This window comes from Acidovorax cavernicola (genome assembly GCF_003581445.1).
Genome location: NZ_QXMN01000042.1, coordinates 1 through 15,257 on the forward strand (window position 1 = coordinate 1; position 15,257 = coordinate 15,257).

Annotated in this window: 17 protein-coding genes; 2 read left to right on the forward strand and 15 right to left on the reverse strand. The window is 66.3% G+C overall.

Annotated features, from left to right (window positions below; all coding sequences use genetic code 11):
- The first annotated feature begins 1 nt into the window (after position 1).
- Both D3H34_RS24910 and trxC read left to right on the forward strand, forming a co-directional pair.
- Complete coding sequence (locus tag D3H34_RS24910; RefSeq protein WP_286186202.1) at positions 2 to 487, forward strand: TPM domain-containing protein; 486 nt, start codon at positions 2 to 4, stop codon at positions 485 to 487.
- A 61-nt stretch (positions 488 to 548) separates the two neighbouring features.
- The gene (gene trxC / locus D3H34_RS24915; RefSeq protein WP_119556925.1) at positions 549 to 998 is read left to right on the forward strand and encodes a thioredoxin TrxC; all 450 of its coding nucleotides are present in this window, start codon (positions 549 to 551) and stop codon (positions 996 to 998) included.
- A 19-nt stretch (positions 999 to 1,017) separates the two neighbouring features.
- Here the strand turns inward: trxC and D3H34_RS24920 are convergent, their stop codons facing one another.
- The 15 genes from D3H34_RS24920 to atpB all read right to left on the reverse strand — a co-directional run bounded on the left by D3H34_RS24920 (position 1,018) and on the right by atpB (position 15,244).
- Complete coding sequence (locus D3H34_RS24920; protein WP_119556926.1) at positions 1,018 to 1,545, reverse strand: DUF3617 domain-containing protein; 528 nt, start codon at positions 1,543 to 1,545, stop codon at positions 1,018 to 1,020.
- A 69-nt stretch (positions 1,546 to 1,614) separates the two neighbouring features.
- Positions 1,615 to 2,313, reverse strand: coding sequence for a phosphatase PAP2 family protein (locus D3H34_RS24925; RefSeq protein WP_119556927.1), 699 nt, complete (start codon positions 2,311 to 2,313; stop codon positions 1,615 to 1,617).
- A 54-nt stretch (positions 2,314 to 2,367) separates the two neighbouring features.
- Positions 2,368 to 3,534 carry a Gfo/Idh/MocA family protein gene (locus D3H34_RS24930; protein WP_119556928.1) on the reverse strand — a complete coding sequence of 389 codons (1,167 nt, stop codon included), beginning with the start codon at positions 3,532 to 3,534 and terminating at the stop codon, positions 2,368 to 2,370.
- A gap of 109 nt (positions 3,535 to 3,643) precedes the next feature.
- On the reverse strand, positions 3,644 to 4,606 hold the full coding sequence (locus D3H34_RS24935; protein ID WP_119556929.1) for a substrate-binding domain-containing protein: 963 nt from the start codon (positions 4,604 to 4,606) through the stop codon (positions 3,644 to 3,646).
- A gap of 43 nt (positions 4,607 to 4,649) precedes the next feature.
- Positions 4,650 to 5,687, reverse strand: coding sequence for an ABC transporter permease (locus D3H34_RS24940; protein WP_119556930.1), 1,038 nt, complete (start codon positions 5,685 to 5,687; stop codon positions 4,650 to 4,652).
- Complete coding sequence (locus D3H34_RS24945; protein WP_119556931.1) at positions 5,650 to 7,197, reverse strand: sugar ABC transporter ATP-binding protein; 1,548 nt, start codon at positions 7,195 to 7,197, stop codon at positions 5,650 to 5,652. Before D3H34_RS24945 ends, D3H34_RS24940 begins: the two co-directional genes overlap by 38 nt.
- Positions 7,194 to 8,363 carry an ROK family protein gene (locus tag D3H34_RS24950; RefSeq protein WP_119556970.1) on the reverse strand — a complete coding sequence of 390 codons (1,170 nt, stop codon included), beginning with the start codon at positions 8,361 to 8,363 and terminating at the stop codon, positions 7,194 to 7,196. The genes D3H34_RS24945 and D3H34_RS24950 overlap by 4 nt, the downstream gene beginning before the upstream one ends.
- A 246-nt stretch (positions 8,364 to 8,609) precedes the next feature.
- A complete protein-coding gene (locus D3H34_RS24955; RefSeq protein ID WP_119556932.1) occupies positions 8,610 to 9,029 on the reverse strand; it encodes a F0F1 ATP synthase subunit epsilon in 420 nt (139 codons plus the stop codon).
- 18 nt (positions 9,030 to 9,047) lie between these two features.
- Positions 9,048 to 10,463 (reverse strand): F0F1 ATP synthase subunit beta, encoded by a 1,416-nt coding sequence (gene atpD / locus D3H34_RS24960; RefSeq protein ID WP_119556933.1) that lies wholly within the window; start codon positions 10,461 to 10,463, stop codon positions 9,048 to 9,050.
- Between the two features lie 43 nt (positions 10,464 to 10,506).
- The gene (gene atpG, locus D3H34_RS24965; protein WP_119556934.1) at positions 10,507 to 11,382 is read right to left on the reverse strand and encodes a F0F1 ATP synthase subunit gamma; all 876 of its coding nucleotides are present in this window, start codon (positions 11,380 to 11,382) and stop codon (positions 10,507 to 10,509) included.
- Between the two features lie 21 nt (positions 11,383 to 11,403).
- Positions 11,404 to 12,957 (reverse strand): F0F1 ATP synthase subunit alpha, encoded by a 1,554-nt coding sequence (atpA, locus tag D3H34_RS24970; protein ID WP_119556935.1) that lies wholly within the window; start codon positions 12,955 to 12,957, stop codon positions 11,404 to 11,406.
- A gap of 47 nt (positions 12,958 to 13,004) precedes the next feature.
- The gene (locus tag D3H34_RS24975; RefSeq protein WP_119556936.1) at positions 13,005 to 13,535 is read right to left on the reverse strand and encodes a F0F1 ATP synthase subunit delta; all 531 of its coding nucleotides are present in this window, start codon (positions 13,533 to 13,535) and stop codon (positions 13,005 to 13,007) included.
- Positions 13,536 to 13,542: 7 nt separating this feature from the next.
- Positions 13,543 to 14,013: a F0F1 ATP synthase subunit B gene (locus tag D3H34_RS24980; RefSeq protein ID WP_119556937.1), complete on the reverse strand. Its 471-nt coding sequence runs from the start codon at positions 14,011 to 14,013 to the stop codon at positions 13,543 to 13,545.
- 33 nt (positions 14,014 to 14,046) lie between these two features.
- Positions 14,047 to 14,316: a F0F1 ATP synthase subunit C gene (atpE, locus tag D3H34_RS24985; RefSeq protein WP_056576471.1), complete on the reverse strand. Its 270-nt coding sequence runs from the start codon at positions 14,314 to 14,316 to the stop codon at positions 14,047 to 14,049.
- 49 nt (positions 14,317 to 14,365) lie between these two features.
- Positions 14,366 to 15,244 (reverse strand): F0F1 ATP synthase subunit A, encoded by an 879-nt coding sequence (gene atpB / locus D3H34_RS24990; RefSeq protein WP_119556938.1) that lies wholly within the window; start codon positions 15,242 to 15,244, stop codon positions 14,366 to 14,368.
- Positions 15,245 to 15,257: the final 13 nt, after the last annotated feature.

Below are 15,257 nucleotides of genomic sequence, written 5' to 3' on the forward strand. Positions count from 1 at the left end.
CCTGCTGCGCCACCGCTGGGCCGAAGGCAGGATGCAGGCCGCCCTGCCCGACGAACTGCTCGAGCGCCTGGGCCGGCGCGTGGCCGCGAGCGAACGGCGCCACAGCGGCGAGATCCGCATCTGCGTCGAGGCCGGCCTGCCGATGTCCTACCTGTGGCGCCATGCGCCGCCCCGGGAGCGCGCCGTCACGCTGTTCGGCAAGCTGCGTGTGTGGGACACCGCGCACAACAACGGCGTGCTCATTTACCTCTTGCTGGCCGAGCACGCCATCGAGATCGTGGCCGACCGCGGCATCGACGCGCACGTGGGCAGCGCCGAATGGGCCGCGATGACGCAGCGCATGGGCACGGCCTTCCGCGAAGGCCGCTTCGAGGACGGCATCACGCTGGCGCTGGAAGAGGTGTCCGCGCTGCTGATGACCCACTTCCCGCTGGCCGACGACCAACCCGACACCAACGAACTGCCCGACACGCCTGTGGTGCTCTGAGGCACCGTGCCCTGCGCGCCCGCGCCTTGCAATCCGCGCGCGCGGCCCCTATTTTTCGGGCATGACCGAATCCGAATCGCTGCACATCGTCTGCCCGCACTGCCACACGACCAACCGGGTGCGCACGGCGCAACTGGGCAGCGCGCCCGACTGCGGCAGCTGCCATCGCCCGCTGTTCACCGGGCACTCCACCGCGCTGCCGGACGTGGCCACCTTCGATCGCCACATCGCGCGCAACGAGATTCCTGTGCTGGTGGATTTCTGGGCGCCCTGGTGCGGCCCGTGCCGCCAGATGGCACCCGCCTACGAACAGGCGGCGGCGCAGCTCGAGCCGCACGTGCGGCTGGCCAAGGTCGACACCGAGGCGGTGCAGGCGCTGGGCGCGCGCTTCAACATCCGCAGCATCCCGACGCTGGCCCTGTTCAAGGGCGGCCGCGAAGTCGCGCGACAGGCCGGCGCCATGGGCGCAGCCGACATCGTGCGCTGGGTCAAGGCGCACGGCGCGGGCTGACGGATCGAGCCGGCCGCGCTCACTTGCGCGCCGGCATCTTCGCCATCGCGTCGAGCATGTTCATCTTCATGCCGTTGGCCATGACCATGTCGCCCGGCTTCTGGCCCGGCTTGCACGGGCCGACCCATTTGGCGTCGATGACGCTCGTGCCTTCGGTGCGGCCCATCAGCGGCGGGTTGTAGGTGGACTTGCTTTCCACGCGGTAGGCGCTGCTGAAGTCGCCGCTCATCACGGCGCGCGAGGTCGCGGTGCTGGAGCCGATCTTGCAGACCGAGTCGATGACCAGCTTCACGCCTTCGAGGCGCAGGTCCTGCTTCGAGCACATGTCCTTGCCCATGCCCTGCCCCATCTCGCGCATCGCCTTGTCGGTGGCCGCGTCGATGCATTGCTGGATCGTCTGGCCGGGTGCCGCCTTGGCAGTTGTCGCGCCGCCCTCGCCGGTCTGGATTTCCCACAGGCCCGGCTTGCGCGCAGGATAGTCGATGGCCAGTGCGGGGCCCGCAAGAAGACAGGCTGCGACAGCGATGGAGAACAGTCTGAAGGTCATGGCGGGCTCGGTGGACGGCGATGCCGCTTTGTACCGTCGGCGCCCGTGCGGCGGAATACCGCGATCGGTCTACGCCGCGCGCGCCGCGCCCGGCACCAACGCTGCCGAGGGGCGCTCGCGCAACGCGAAGCCCAGCGCCAGGCCCAGCCCGAGACCGCCCAGCACGTCGATCAGCACATGCTGGCGCACGGCCATCGTCGAGTACACGATGGCCACGGCCCAGACGAGGTTGAGCAGCCGCAGCCAGCCCGGCGCGCCGACTTCGCGCAGCTGCCGTGCCAGCACGATGCACGCGAACACCGAGAACGACACGTGCAGCGAAGGAAAGGCGTTGCCCGCCGCGTCGAAGGTCTTGAGGAAGTGCAGCGACGAGCCCGGCACGGCGTCGATCGCGAAGTTCGGGATCGCCGTGGGCATCCACCAGAACACGGCCAGTGCGATCGCCGTCATCACCGCGCAGCCGATGGCGATGGTGTCGAGTTCGCGCCGATCCTTGGCCAGCAGCACGGGCAGCGCGATGTAGGCCCAGAGCGTGAGGTACACCGGCAGCATCGCCGGCCAGAACGAGATCATCCGGTCCACGCCCGTGAGCGGCAGCACCCATGCGGGCCCGGCGTTGTGCATGACCCAGAAGTACAGCGGAAAGAAGCCCAGCGTCGCGATGGTGTTGCCCACCAGCTTGAGCAGCCACAGCGTCCGGCAGCGCTGCCAGAGGGCGCGCGGCCACGGCAGGGGTGAAGTCGTTGCTAAAGAAGATGAATGAGTCATGGCGGCTCCGGGTGCCACGCCCCACCCCGGTGAATCAACGGGGCCTGTGTGCGGCTACCAGGGCGTCCACTTTAATTCGCTTCCTGCCGATGCCACCGTGCGTTCGATGAAGCGCACGCCGCGCGCCCCATCTTCCACGCGCGGGTAGTCGGCCGCGAGCGGGTCGACCGCCTGCCCCGCGAGTCGTGCGCGGATGTCCGCCACCACGCCGGCATAGACGTTCGCAAACGCCTCGATGAAACCTTCCGGATGGCCGGCCGGCAGGCGACTCGCACGCCGCGCCGACTCGCACAGCCAGGGCGCGCCGCGCGTGAGCACGCGCCGGGGTCCGTCGTGCGGCAGGTGCACGAGCTGGCTCGGCTGTTCCTGGCGCCATTCGAGCGTGCCCAGCGTGCCCGAGACGCGCAGGCGCAGGTCGTTCTCCACGCCGGTGTTGATCTGCGACGCCACCAGCACGCCGCGCGCGCCGCCCTTGAAGCGCAGCAGCAGGCTGCCGTCGTCGTCGAGCATGCGGCCCGGTACCAGCGCGCCGAGGTCGGCGCACAGGCTGTCGATCTCCAGGCCGGTGACGGTGGCCACGAGGTTCTCGGCGTGCGAGCCGATGTCGCCGATGGCGCCGGCCGCGCCGCTGCGCGCGGGGTCGGTGCGCCAGTCGGCCTGCTTGTTGCCGCCCACGGCTTCCACATGGCTGGCGAGCCAGCCCTGGTTGTATTCGACGACGACCTTGCGGACCTCGCCGATCTCGCCCGTGCGCACCATCTCGCGCGCCTGCCGCACCATCGGGTAGCCGGTGTAGTTGTAGGTCACGCCGAACACCGTGCCTTGTTTTGCCACGGTGGCGACCAGCGCGTCGGCCTGCGCGCGCGTGTGCACCAGGGGCTTGTCGCACACGACGTGAAAGCCCGCCTCCGCGAAGGCTTGCGCCACCGGGTAGTGCACGTGGTTGGGCGTGACGATCGAGACGAAATCGATGCGCTCGCCAGCGGGCCGCTTCAACTCGTCGGCCAGCAGCGCCTGCCAGTCGCCGTGGTTGCGGTCGTCGGCCAGGCCGAGGTCGCGGCCCGAAGCGCGCGCCTTGTCCGGACTGGACGACAGCGCACCCGCGACCAGCGCGATCTGGCCGTCGAGTGCCATGGCCTTGCGGTGCACGGCGCCGATGAAGGCGTCGCGGCCGCCGCCGACCATGGCGCAGCGCAGCGGGCGAAGAGATGTGTCGGTCATGTCGTCTTTTTCAAGGAACACCGCGGAACCGGCTTGGCCGGGCCGTTGGTGCTGCCCCGGCTGGGGGAAGGCGCGCGCGACACGAAGTGCGCGCAGCCTGGGAGCGAGCTCAGAAAGGCGAGTTCGGGTGGTAGAAGTCCTTGGCGTTTTCCTTGGTGATCAGCACCGAAGGAATGATCGTCGTCGCCGGCAGCTTCTCGCCCTTCAGGCGCGCCTCGGCCGTGAGCTTGATCGCGTCGTAGATGAACTTGGGCGAGTAGCTCACGTCGGCGCCGATGCGCTTGTCCTTGCCGTCCATGATGGTCTTGACCATGCCCTTGGCACCCGCGCCGCCGAACACGATCTTGATGTCGTCGCGCTTGGCCTGCTCGATGGCCTTGAGCACGCCCACGGCCATGTCGTCGTCGGCGGCCCAGATGGCGTCGATCTGCTTGAAGCGCGTCAGGTAGTCCTGCGTGACCTTGAAGGCGTCGTCGCGGTTCCAGTTGGCGTACTTGGCGTCGAGCAGCTTGATGTCGGGGCTGCCCTTGAGCACCGCGTTGAAGGCGTCCATCCGCTCGTTGTCCAGCGTGGTCGCGATGCCGCGCAGCGCCACCACGTTGCCCTTGCCGCCGAGCTGCTTCACGATGTACTCGGCCGGGATCTTGCCGAAGGCGGTGTTGTCGCCGGCCACATAGGCGTCTTGCGCGCTGGTGTCGGTCAGGCCGCGGTCGACCACGGTGACGTAGGCGCCCTTGGCCTTCACCTGCGCGACCGGCTTGGTGAGCGCGGCCGATTCGAACGGGAACACGACCAGTGCGTTGATCTTGGTGACCGTCGACAGGTCCTGCAGCTGGTTGGCCTGCTCGGGCGCGTTGGCTGCGGTCTTGATCGTGATCTTCAGGTCCTTGTGCTGCTTCTCGAGGTCCTTCTTCGCCTGGTTGGCCCAGTAGTTGATGCCGCCCATGAAGCTGTGCGTGGCCGCGGGAATCGACACGCCGAGGTTGACCTTTTCCGCGGCAAGCGCGGGCAGGCTGGCGAACGCAGCAGCGGCAACGGCCGTGAGTGCGAGGCGTCGGGTGAAAGTCGTCATGCTGGATGTCTCCTCTTGGTGGGTGGAACGGAACGGGAAAGGATTAGCGGCGGCCTCTTTGGAGGAACGCAACGATGATGATCACGAAGCCCTGCACCGCCGCGTTCAGGTACACGCTGATGATGCTGGTGAGGTTCAGGATGTTGCTGATGACCGAGAGCAGCACGGCGCCCACCACGGTGCCCGTGATGCTGCCCGCACCGCCCTTGAGCGCGGTGCCGCCGACGATCACGGCCGCGATGGCCTCCAGCTCCCACAGCAAGCCGGTGGTCGGCGAAGCCGAACCGAGGCGCGGCACGTACAGCAGCGTGGCGATGCCCACGCACACGCCGAGCAGCACATAGGTGAGGATCTTCACGCGGTCGACGTCCACCGCCGCGTAGCGTGCGACCTGCTCGTTGGAGCCGATGGCCTGCACGTAGCGCCCGTAGGCCGTGCGGTTGAGGATCACGCCGCCGACGATCGCCACGAGCACGAACACCCACACCGGCACCGGAATGCCCGCAAGGCTCGCGTAGTAGACCGGCGCATAAAGGTCCGACAGCTCGTTGTCGAGCGTGAGCGCGCCGCCGTCGGCGAAGTACGTGAGGTAGGCGCGGAAGATGCCGAGCGTGCCCAGCGTGACGATGAAGGGCTCGATGCGCCCCTTGGTGATGAGCAGGCCGTGCGCCAGGCCGAACAGCGCGCCGAGCACCACGGCGAGCACCGCGCCCATCATCACCGCCATCAGCGGCGAGCCCGACGCAGGCCCGGCCCAGTTGATGAACATGATCACGCTGCCGGCGATGAGCGCCGCCATCGAACCCACCGACAGGTCAATGCCGCCCGAGATGATCACGAAGCACATGCCCACCGCGATGATGCCGATGAAGGCCGTGCGCGTGAGCACGTTCATCGCGTTGTCGACGGTGGCGAAGTCGCCGTTGAGCAGCGTGCCGGCGATGCACAGCAGCACGAGGCCGATGACCGGGCCGAGGCCGTGCAAACGCTCGGTCCAGCGCGGCTTGGCCTCGCTGCGGTGCGCTGCTGCAGCGGTGGCCGCTTCAGGCTGCGGTGGAGGTGTCTGCGGTTCCGGTGGCATGAGCGATGAGTTCCTCTTCAGTCAGGTGGGTCGCGTCGAGCGTGGCGACGAGCTTGCCGGCGCGCATCACCGCGACGCGGTGGCACAGGCCGATGAGCTCCATCAGCTCCGACGAGACGACGATCACCGCGAGGCCTTCGCGGGCGAGTCGCTGGATCAGGAAATAGATGTCGCGCTTGGCACCCACGTCGACGCCGCGCGTGGGCTCGTCGAGCACCACCACCTTGGGCTGCGGCTGCAGCACCTTGGCCAGCGCGAGCTTCTGCTGGTTGCCGCCCGACAGCGACGAGGCCCGCACGTCGAGCGAACCGGTGCGGATGCCGTAGTCCTTCACCGCCTCGGCGAGCGCGTCGCGTTCCGCATCAGGCTTGAGCCAGGGCTGTGCGTAGCGTTCGAGCGCCATCAGCGTGAGGTTCTGGCGCAGGCCGAAATGCACGTGCAAGCCCTTGCCTTTGCGGTCTTCGCTGAGGTAGGTGAGGCCGTGCTTCGCGGCGTCGCGCGGATTGCGCCAGCCCTTGCCGTGCGGCACGGGCTCGCCGCGCATCTCGACCGTGCCGCTGGCGGGGCGCAGCCCGAGCAGGCCTTCGAACAGCTCCGTGCGACCCGCGCCGACGAGGCCCGCGAAGCCGAGGATCTCGCCGGGGCGCACCTCGAAGCTCGCGTCCTGCGCCCAGCCGGGCACGCTGAAATCGCGCACGCGCAGGGCGGCCGGTGCGCCGTCCGCGACCACGGGGTCGCGCGTCGGGTACAGGTCGGCGAGTTCGCGCCCCACCATGAGGTTCGCCATCTGCTGACGCGAAACCTCGGGGGTCGGCGCGCGTGCCACGAAGCGGCCGTCGCGCATCACGATCACTTCGTCGGTGACCTGCTCCACCTCGTCGAGCTTGTGCGAGATGTAGACGATGGTCACGCCGTCCGCGCGCAGCTGCGCGATGAGCTTGAACAGGCGCTCGGTCTCGCCGGGCGTGAGCGTGGCGGTGGGCTCGTCCATGACCAGCAGGCGCGCGCGGCGGGCGATGGCCTTCGCGATCTCGACAAGCTGCTTCTCAGCCACGATGAGGCGGCGTACCTTGGTGCGCGGATCGACGCTCAGGCCGACGGCCGCGAGGGCCGTGGCGGCGTCGCGCTCCATTGCGGCGTCGTCGAGCAGGAACCCTTTTTTCTTTTCGTGGCCCAGGAAGATGTTCTGCGCCACGCTCAGGTCTTCCGCGAGGTTGAACTCCTGGTGGATCAGCACGATGCCCAGCGCCTCGGCATCGCGCGAACTGGTGAACTGCTGCGGCTGGCCGTTGATGCGCAGCGTGCCGCCGCTGAGGCTCTCATAACCCGACAGGATCTTCATCAGCGTGGACTTGCCCGCGCCGTTCTCGCCGAGCAGGCCGTACACACGCCCCGGCGCCAGCGCGAAGCTCACGCCATGCAGCACCTGCACGGGGCCGAAGGCCTTCACCACGCCGTCGAACTCGACAGCCACGCTGCCCTTGTCCTTGTGGGTCGCCGTCGTGTTCATGGCGCCACTCCCCGGGCCTTGAGCGTTTCCTGCATCGCCAGCACACCCGCGCCGACAAGGCCGCCCTGCGTGCCCAGCGGCGTGTACTGGATCTCCAGGTGCCGCGTCGACAGTGCGAGCGAGCGCTGGTAGACGCTCTGGCGCACCGCCGCGAGGAACAGCGGCCCGATGCGCGTGATGCCGCCACCGATGAACACGTGCGACGGATTGAAGAAGTTGACGACCGACGCGAGCATCTGCCCGATCAGGCTGCCCGCGCGCTGGATGATGGCGTTGGCCGCCGGATCGCCGCCGCGGCTGGCCTGCCCCACGTCGAAGGCGTCGATGCGCCCACGCGCGCGCAGGCATTCGGCCAGCGTCTGGCTTTCGCCGGCTTCGGCCGCCTGCATCGCCATGCGCGTGATCGCCGGGCCCGCCGCCATCGCCTCGACGCAGCCCAGGTTGCCGCAATGGCAGCGCGGGCCTTCCTGGTCGACGCAGATGTGGCCCACGTCACCGGCCGAGCCGGCCGCGCCGCGGTACACCTCGCCGTGGCAGACGATGCCGCAGCCGATGCCGGTGCCGATCTTGATCACGAGGAAGTTCGAGAGCGAGCGCCGCAGCCGCCACAGCTCGCCCAGCGCCATCAGGTTGACGTCGTTGTCGACGAACACCGGCGCGGCGTAGTCCTCGCGCAGGTAGTCGCGGATCGAGAAGCTGTCCCAGGCCGGCATCAGCGGCGGGTTCACGAGCTGGCCGATCTCGAAGTTGACCGGCCCGGGCACGCCGATGCCGATGCCCATGACGTTCCTGGCGCCCTGCCCGCAGCGAGCCAACAACTCGCGCATCAGCACGCGCACGCGGGCCAGCACCACGGCCGGGCCTTCGCGCACGTCGGCGGCTTCTTCATGCTGGGCCAGCACCGTGAGGTCGGGGCGCAGCACCGCGACGTCGAGGCTGGTGGCGCCGATGTCGATACCCACAAGCACGCCAAGTTCGGCATTGAGCTGGAGATTCTCGGCACGGCGTCCACCCGAGGAGCGCTGCAGGCCCGCTTCGGCGAGCAGGCCCTGATCGACCAGGCCCGCGATCAGCCCGTTGGCCTTGCTCTTGGAGAAGCCGAGCTGTTCCGCCATGGCATGGCGCGAGCCGCCGGCCGACCAGAAGGTCGATTCCAGCAACCGCATCTCGTCGGTCGTGATGCCGCTCCAGGGTGCCACGCGTTTATCTCCGCTCTTCTTTGGAAAGGCTCCGGTCGGACGATCACACGATCGGCTGCCGGGCGAAGGCGAATACTAGGAGGCCATCTTCAGCCGGACAAGGCTTAACTTCGACCAAATTCAGTCCAAACTAAAGCACCACTGAAGAGCAGACGAAAAAAAGCCGCCCGAGGGCGGCTTCTTCCTAGCGGCTGCCCGAGGGCAGCGGCGCATTTACTTTTTCTGGCGGTACTTGCGCAGCGCAGCAATCTGCGCGGCCATCACGGCCAGTTCCGATTGCGCCATCGCGATGTCGATGTCGCTCTTCGCGTTCTTCAGCGCTTCCTCGGCGGCCGCCTTGGCCTTGTTGGCCTTCTCGTCGTCGAGGTCCTTGCCGCGGATCGCGGTGTCGGACAGCACGGTGACCGCGTCGGGCTGCACTTCGAGGATGCCGCCGGCCACGAAGACGAACTCTTCGCCGCCGTCGGCCGTTTCGATGCGCACGGCGCCCGGGCGGATGCGCGTGATCAGCGGGGTGTGACGCGGATAGATGCCGAGCTCACCGGCTTCACCGGGCAGCGCGACGAACCTGGCTTCGCCCGAGAAGATCGACTCTTCCGCGCTGACCACGTCGACGTGAATGGTGTTGGCCATCTGAGTTCCCATGCCGCCTTAGGCGACCTTCTTGGCTTTTTCGAACGCTTCGTCGATGGTGCCGACCATGTAGAACGCTTGTTCCGGCAGGTGGTCGGCTTCGCCGTTCACGATCATCTTGAAGCCGCGGATGGTTTCAGCCAGCGGCACGTACTTGCCCGGCGAACCCGTGAACACTTCGGCCACGTGGAACGGCTGCGACAGGAAACGCTGGATCTTGCGGGCGCGGGCCACGGCGAGCTTGTCGTCGGGAGCCAGTTCGTCCATGCCCAGAATCGCGATGATGTCGCGCAGTTCCTTGTAGCGCTGCAGCGTGCCTTGCACGGCGCGGGCCACGTTGTAGTGCTCTTCGCCGACCACGTTCGGGTCGAGCTGGCGCGAGGTCGAGTCCAGCGGGTCCACGGCGGGGTAGATACCGAGCGAAGCGATGTCACGCGACAGCACCACGGTCGAGTCCAGGTGGGCGAAGGTGGTGGCGGGCGACGGGTCGGTCAAGTCGTCGGCAGGGACGTACACGGCCTGGATCGAGGTGATCGAGCCGACCTTGGTCGACGTGATCCGCTCTTGCAGACGGCCCATTTCCTCGGCCAGCGTCGGCTGGTAGCCCACGGCGGAAGGCATGCGGCCCAGCAGTGCCGACACTTCGGTACCGGCCAGCGTGTAGCGATAGATGTTGTCCACGAAGAACAGCACGTCACGGCCTTCGTCGCGGAACGACTCGGCGATGGTCAGGCCGGTCAGGGCCACGCGCAGACGGTTGCCCGGGGGCTCGTTCATCTGGCCGTAGACCATGGCGACCTTCGACTCTTCGAGCTTCTCGAGGTTCACGACGCCGGAGTCGGCCATCTCGTGATAGAAGTCGTTGCCTTCGCGGGTACGTTCACCCACACCGGCGAACACCGACAGACCCGAGTGGGCCTTGGCGATGTTGTTGATGAGTTCCATCATGTTCACGGTCTTGCCCACGCCGGCACCACCGAACAGACCCACCTTGCCGCCCTTGGCAAACGGGCACACCAGGTCGATCACCTTGATGCCGGTTTCCAGCAGGTCTTGCGACGGCGACAGTTCGTCGTACGCGGGGGCCTTGCGGTGGATGGAGGCGGTCACAGCCTGGTCGACCGGGCCGCGCTCGTCGATCGGCGCACCCAGCACGTCCATGATGCGGCCCAGCGTCGCCTTGCCCACGGGCACGGTGATCGGGGCTTGCGTGTTGGTGACGATCAGGCCGCGGCGCAGGCCGTCGGAAGAACCCAGCGCAATCGTGCGGACCACGCCGTCGCCGAGCTGTTGCTGGACTTCGAGCGTCAGTGCGCTGCCTTCGAACTTGAGGGCGTCGTACACCTTGGGCATCTTGTCGCGCGGGAACTCCACGTCGACCACAGCGCCAATACACTGAACGATCTTGCCTTGAACTGCTTCTGCTTGAGCCATGTCTGCTCCGATAAAAATTTAAATCTGTTGAGGTCCGAAGGGCTCAGACGCCGGCGGCCGCCGCAGCGCCCGAAACGATTTCCGAGAGCTCCTTGGTGATGCCGGCCTGGCGGGTCTTGTTGTAGACCAGCTTCAGCTCGTTGATCACGTTGCCCGCGTTGTCCGTGGCCGACTTCATGGCCACCATGCGTGCCGACTGCTCGGAAGCCATGTTCTCGGCCACGGCCTGGTAGACCAGCGACTCCACATAGCGCACCAGCAACTCGTCGATCACGCTCTGCGCATCGGGCTCGTAGATGTAGTCCCACGCATGCTGGCCCTGCTCGACCTTCAGCGAATCGGCCGCGAGCGGCAGCAGCTGCTCGACCACCGATTCCTGGCGCATCGTGTTGATGAACTTCGTGTAGCAGAGATAGACCGCGCTGAGCTTGCCTTCGGCATACGCATCGAGCAGCACCTTGACGGGGCCGATCAGCTTGTCGAGGTGCGGCGTGTCGCCCAGCTGGGTGACATGCGACACCACGCGTGCGCCGATGCGGTTCAGGAAACCCAGGCCCTTGTTGCCGATCGCGACCGCCTCGATGGCGGTACCGGCCGCCTGCTGCTCGCGCAGCTTGGCGGTCACGGCGCGCAGCACGTTGGTGTTCATGCCGCCGCACAGACCCTTGTCGGTCGTGACGACGATGAAGCCCGCGGCCTTCGCCTCGTTGGTCTTCATGAACGCGTGCGTGTACTCCGGGTTCGCCTGGCCAAGGTTGGCCGCGATGTTGCGGATCTTCTCGCTGTAGGGGCGGGCGGCGCGCATGCGTTCCTGCGCCTTGCGCATCTTCGACGCGGCCACCATCTCCATGGCCTTGGTGATCTTCTTGGTGTTTTCCACCGATTTGATCTTGCCGCGGATTTCCTTACCAGCTGCCATGAGGATTCCTTGCTTGGTCGATCAGGCGAACGACTTCTTGAACGAAGTCACGGCGGCCAACAGCTCGGCTTCCGCGTCCTTGTCGATGGCCTTGGCTTGTTCGATCTTGTCGAGCAGCGCTGCATGGCTGGACTTGAGGAACTGGTGCAGGCCGTGCTCGAAGGGCAGAACCTTCTTCACGTCGATGTCGTCCATGAAGCCCTTGTTCACCGCGAAGAGCGAAGCGCCCATCAGCGAGATCGACAGGGGGCTGTACTGGGCCTGCTTCAGCAGTTCCGTCACGCGGGCGCCGCGGTCGAGCTGCTTGCGGGTGGCTTCGTCCAGGTCGGAAGCGAACTGCGCGAACGCAGCCAGTTCACGGTACTGCGCCAAGTCGGTACGGATACCGCCCGACAGGCCCTTGATGACCTTGGTCTGCGCCGACGAACCCACGCGCGACACCGAGATACCGGCGTTGATGGCGGGGCGGATACCGGCGTTGAACAGGTTGGTTTCCAGGAAGATCTGGCCGTCGGTGATCGAGATCACGTTGGTCGGAACGAAGGCGGACACGTCGCCGGCTTGCGTTTCGATGATCGGCAGCGCGGTCAGCGAACCGGTCTTGCCCTTGACCTCACCCTTGGTGAAGGCTTCGACGTAGTCGGCGTTCACGCGGGCTGCGCGCTCGAGCAGACGGCTGTGGAGATAGAACACGTCGCCGGGGTAGGCTTCGCGGCCCGGGGGACGGCGCAGCAGCAGCGACACCTGGCGGTAGGCCACAGCCTGCTTCGACAGGTCGTCATAGACGATCAGGGCGTCCTGGCCACGGTCGCGGAAGTATTCGCCCATCGTGCAGCCCGAGTAGGCCGACACGTACTGCATGGCCGCCGATTCGGAAGCCGATGCGGCCACGACGATGGTGTAGTCCATCGCGCCGGCTTGTTCCAGAGCACGCACCACGTTCTTGATCGACGAAGCCTTCTGGCCGATCGCAACGTAGACGCAGGTCATGTTCTGACCCTTCTGGTTGATGATGGCGTCGATGGCCACGGCGGTCTTGCCGGTCTGGCGGTCGCCGATGATCAGCTCGCGCTGGCCACGGCCGACGGGCACCATCGAGTCGATCGACTTCAGGCCGGTCTGCATCGGCTGGTCCACGGACTTCCGTGCGATCACGCCCGGTGCAACCTTTTCGATCACGTCGGTCATCTTGGCGTTGATCGGACCCTTGCCGTCGATCGGCTGGCCCAGTGCGTTCACCACGCGGCCGATGAGCTCGGGGCCCACGGGCACTTCCAGGATGCGGCCCGTGCACTTGACGGTGTCGCCTTCGGAGATGTGCTCGTACTCGCCCAGAATCACGGCGCCGACCGAGTCGCGCTCGAGGTTCAGCGCCAGGCCGAACGACGGCGTGCCGTCAGCCGTGGGCGGGAATTCCAGCATTTCGCCTTGCATCGCGTCCGACAGGCCGTGCACACGCACGATGCCGTCGGTCACCGAGACCACGGTGCCCTGGTTGCGGATGTCGGCGCTGACGCCAAGGCCTTCGATGCGGCTCTTGATCAGTTCGGAAATTTCTGCGGGATTGAGTTGCATGACTCTTTCCTTCTTTCAATAAATAGGGCCAACCGCGGCTCGCCGCCTCAGGCGGTGAGCGCTGCTTTCATTTGTTCGAGACGCGCCTTGACGGAGGTGTCGAGGACTTCGTCCCCCACCACCACACGGATGCCGCCGATCAGCGAGGGATCGGATTCCACACGCGTGTTCAGCGTGCGACCGAAACGGCGCTGCAGCGCTGCGGCGACTTCGGCGAGATTCGCCGCGTCGATCGGGAAGGCGCTGTAGATGATCGCGTCGGAAGTACCGCCCTTGGCGTTCTTGAGCTCGAGGTACTGGGCCGCGACTTCGGGCAGCGCAGCAAGGCGGCCGTTGTCGATCACCGTGCGCAGGAAGTTCTTGCCGGCGTCCGGCAAGGCTTGCGGCAGCAGGCCGGAGATCAGGTCGAAGACCTGTTCCGGCGACACCTTCGGGTCGGCAGCGAACTGCAGGAGCTGAGGATTGGCAGCGATGGCGGCCAGCTGGCCGATCCATCCGGCCGTGCCTTCGAGGTCGCTCGAAGTGGCCTCGAAGAGCGCTTCCGCGTAGGGGCGGGCAATGGTCGCAAGTTCGGCCATATCGTCCTCAGAGCTCGGTCTTCAGGCGCTGGAGCAGGTCGGCGTGGACACCGGCGTTGACTTCCTTGCGGAGAATCTGCTCGGCACCCTTGACGGCCAGTGCAGCCACCTGCTCACGCAGGGCTTCACGGGCACGCACGGACTGCTGTTCGGCTTCGGCGTGCGCGGCGGCCACGATCTTGTTGGCCTCTTCCGTTGCACGGCCCTTGGCCTCTTCGATGATCTGCTGGGCGCGGCGCTCGGCATCGGCCAGGCGGCCGGCGGTCTCGGTGCGAGACTGAACCAGTTCCTGCTCGACGCGCTGGTTGGCGGAAGCGAGTTCAGCCTTGGCCTTCTCGGCGGCCGCCAGGCCCGCAGCGATCTTTTGTGCGCGTTCATCCAAAGCCTTCGCGATGGGCGGCCACACGAATTTCATCGTGAACAGCACCAGCAGCAGGAAGACGATGGCCTGAACGAACAGGGTCGCGTTGATACTCACGGCAACACCTTTCTGGAGTGGCGTTGAACCGGCTTACTTGGGCAGGTTGGCCAGCAGGGTTGCGGCGAACGGGTTGGCGAAGGCGAACAGCAGGGCGATGGCCACGCCGATCAGGAAGGCCGCGTCGATCAGACCGGCCAAGATGAACATCTTGGTTTGCAGGTCGTTCATGAGCTCAGGCTGACGGGCCGACGATTCCAGGAACTTGCCACCCATCAGCGCGATGCCGATGGACGCACCGATGGCGCCGAGACCGACGATCAGACCACAAGCGAGAGCGACGAGACCGAGAATGTTTTCCATGATGACTCCTTAGGACAGATTTAAAGCAAACGAAAAGAAAAAGGGAAACTCAATGCGCCTCATGCGCCTGGCCCAGATAGATCAGGGTCAGCATCATGAAGATGAAAGCCTGCAGCGTGATCACCAGGATGTGGAAGATCGCCCAGACGGTTCCGGCAATGACGTGCCCGATGGGCAGCATCACACCGGAGAACGAGGCCGCCATGGCGCCACCCATGAGGGCGATCAGCATGAAGACGAGCTCACCTGCATACATGTTGCCAAACAACCGCATGCCGTGAGAGACCGTCTTGGCCAGGTACTCGATGACCTGCATCAGCAGGTTGACGGGCCACAACAGGGGGTGGGCACCGAAAGGCGCGGTGATCAGCTCATGGCCCCAGCCGCCCAGGCCCTTGACCTTGACGCTGTAGAAGAGGCACAGGAGCAGCACGGAGGTGGAAAGACCGAGCGTGGTCGAGAGATCGGCGGTCGGCACGGCACGCATGTAGGCGTGGTGCGGATCGTGGCCCAGGGCCACATAGACCTTGGTCCAGATGGCCGGCAGCAGGTCGACCGGCAGCATGTCCATCGCGTTCAGCAGGAAGATCCAGACGAACACGGTGAGCGCCAGCGGCGCAATGAACTTGCGGCTCGCAGCGTTGTGAATGTTGGCCTTGGCCTGGTTGTCGACCATCTCGACCAGGATTTCGACCGCCGCCTGGAAACGGCCGGGCACGCCGGGCGTCGCCTTGCGGGCAGCCAGCCATAGCACGAAGCAACCCAATGCACCGATGATCAGCGCGTAGAGCACCGAATCAAGGTTGATGACATTGAAGTCGACAATGGCGGATTGAACGACGGGCTTGAGGCTCCAGTCGACTTGCCAGTGCTGGAGGTGGTGAACGATGTATTCACTCGCGGTCGGGGCGTGTCCTTCGGCGGCCATCTTTCAGCGTCTC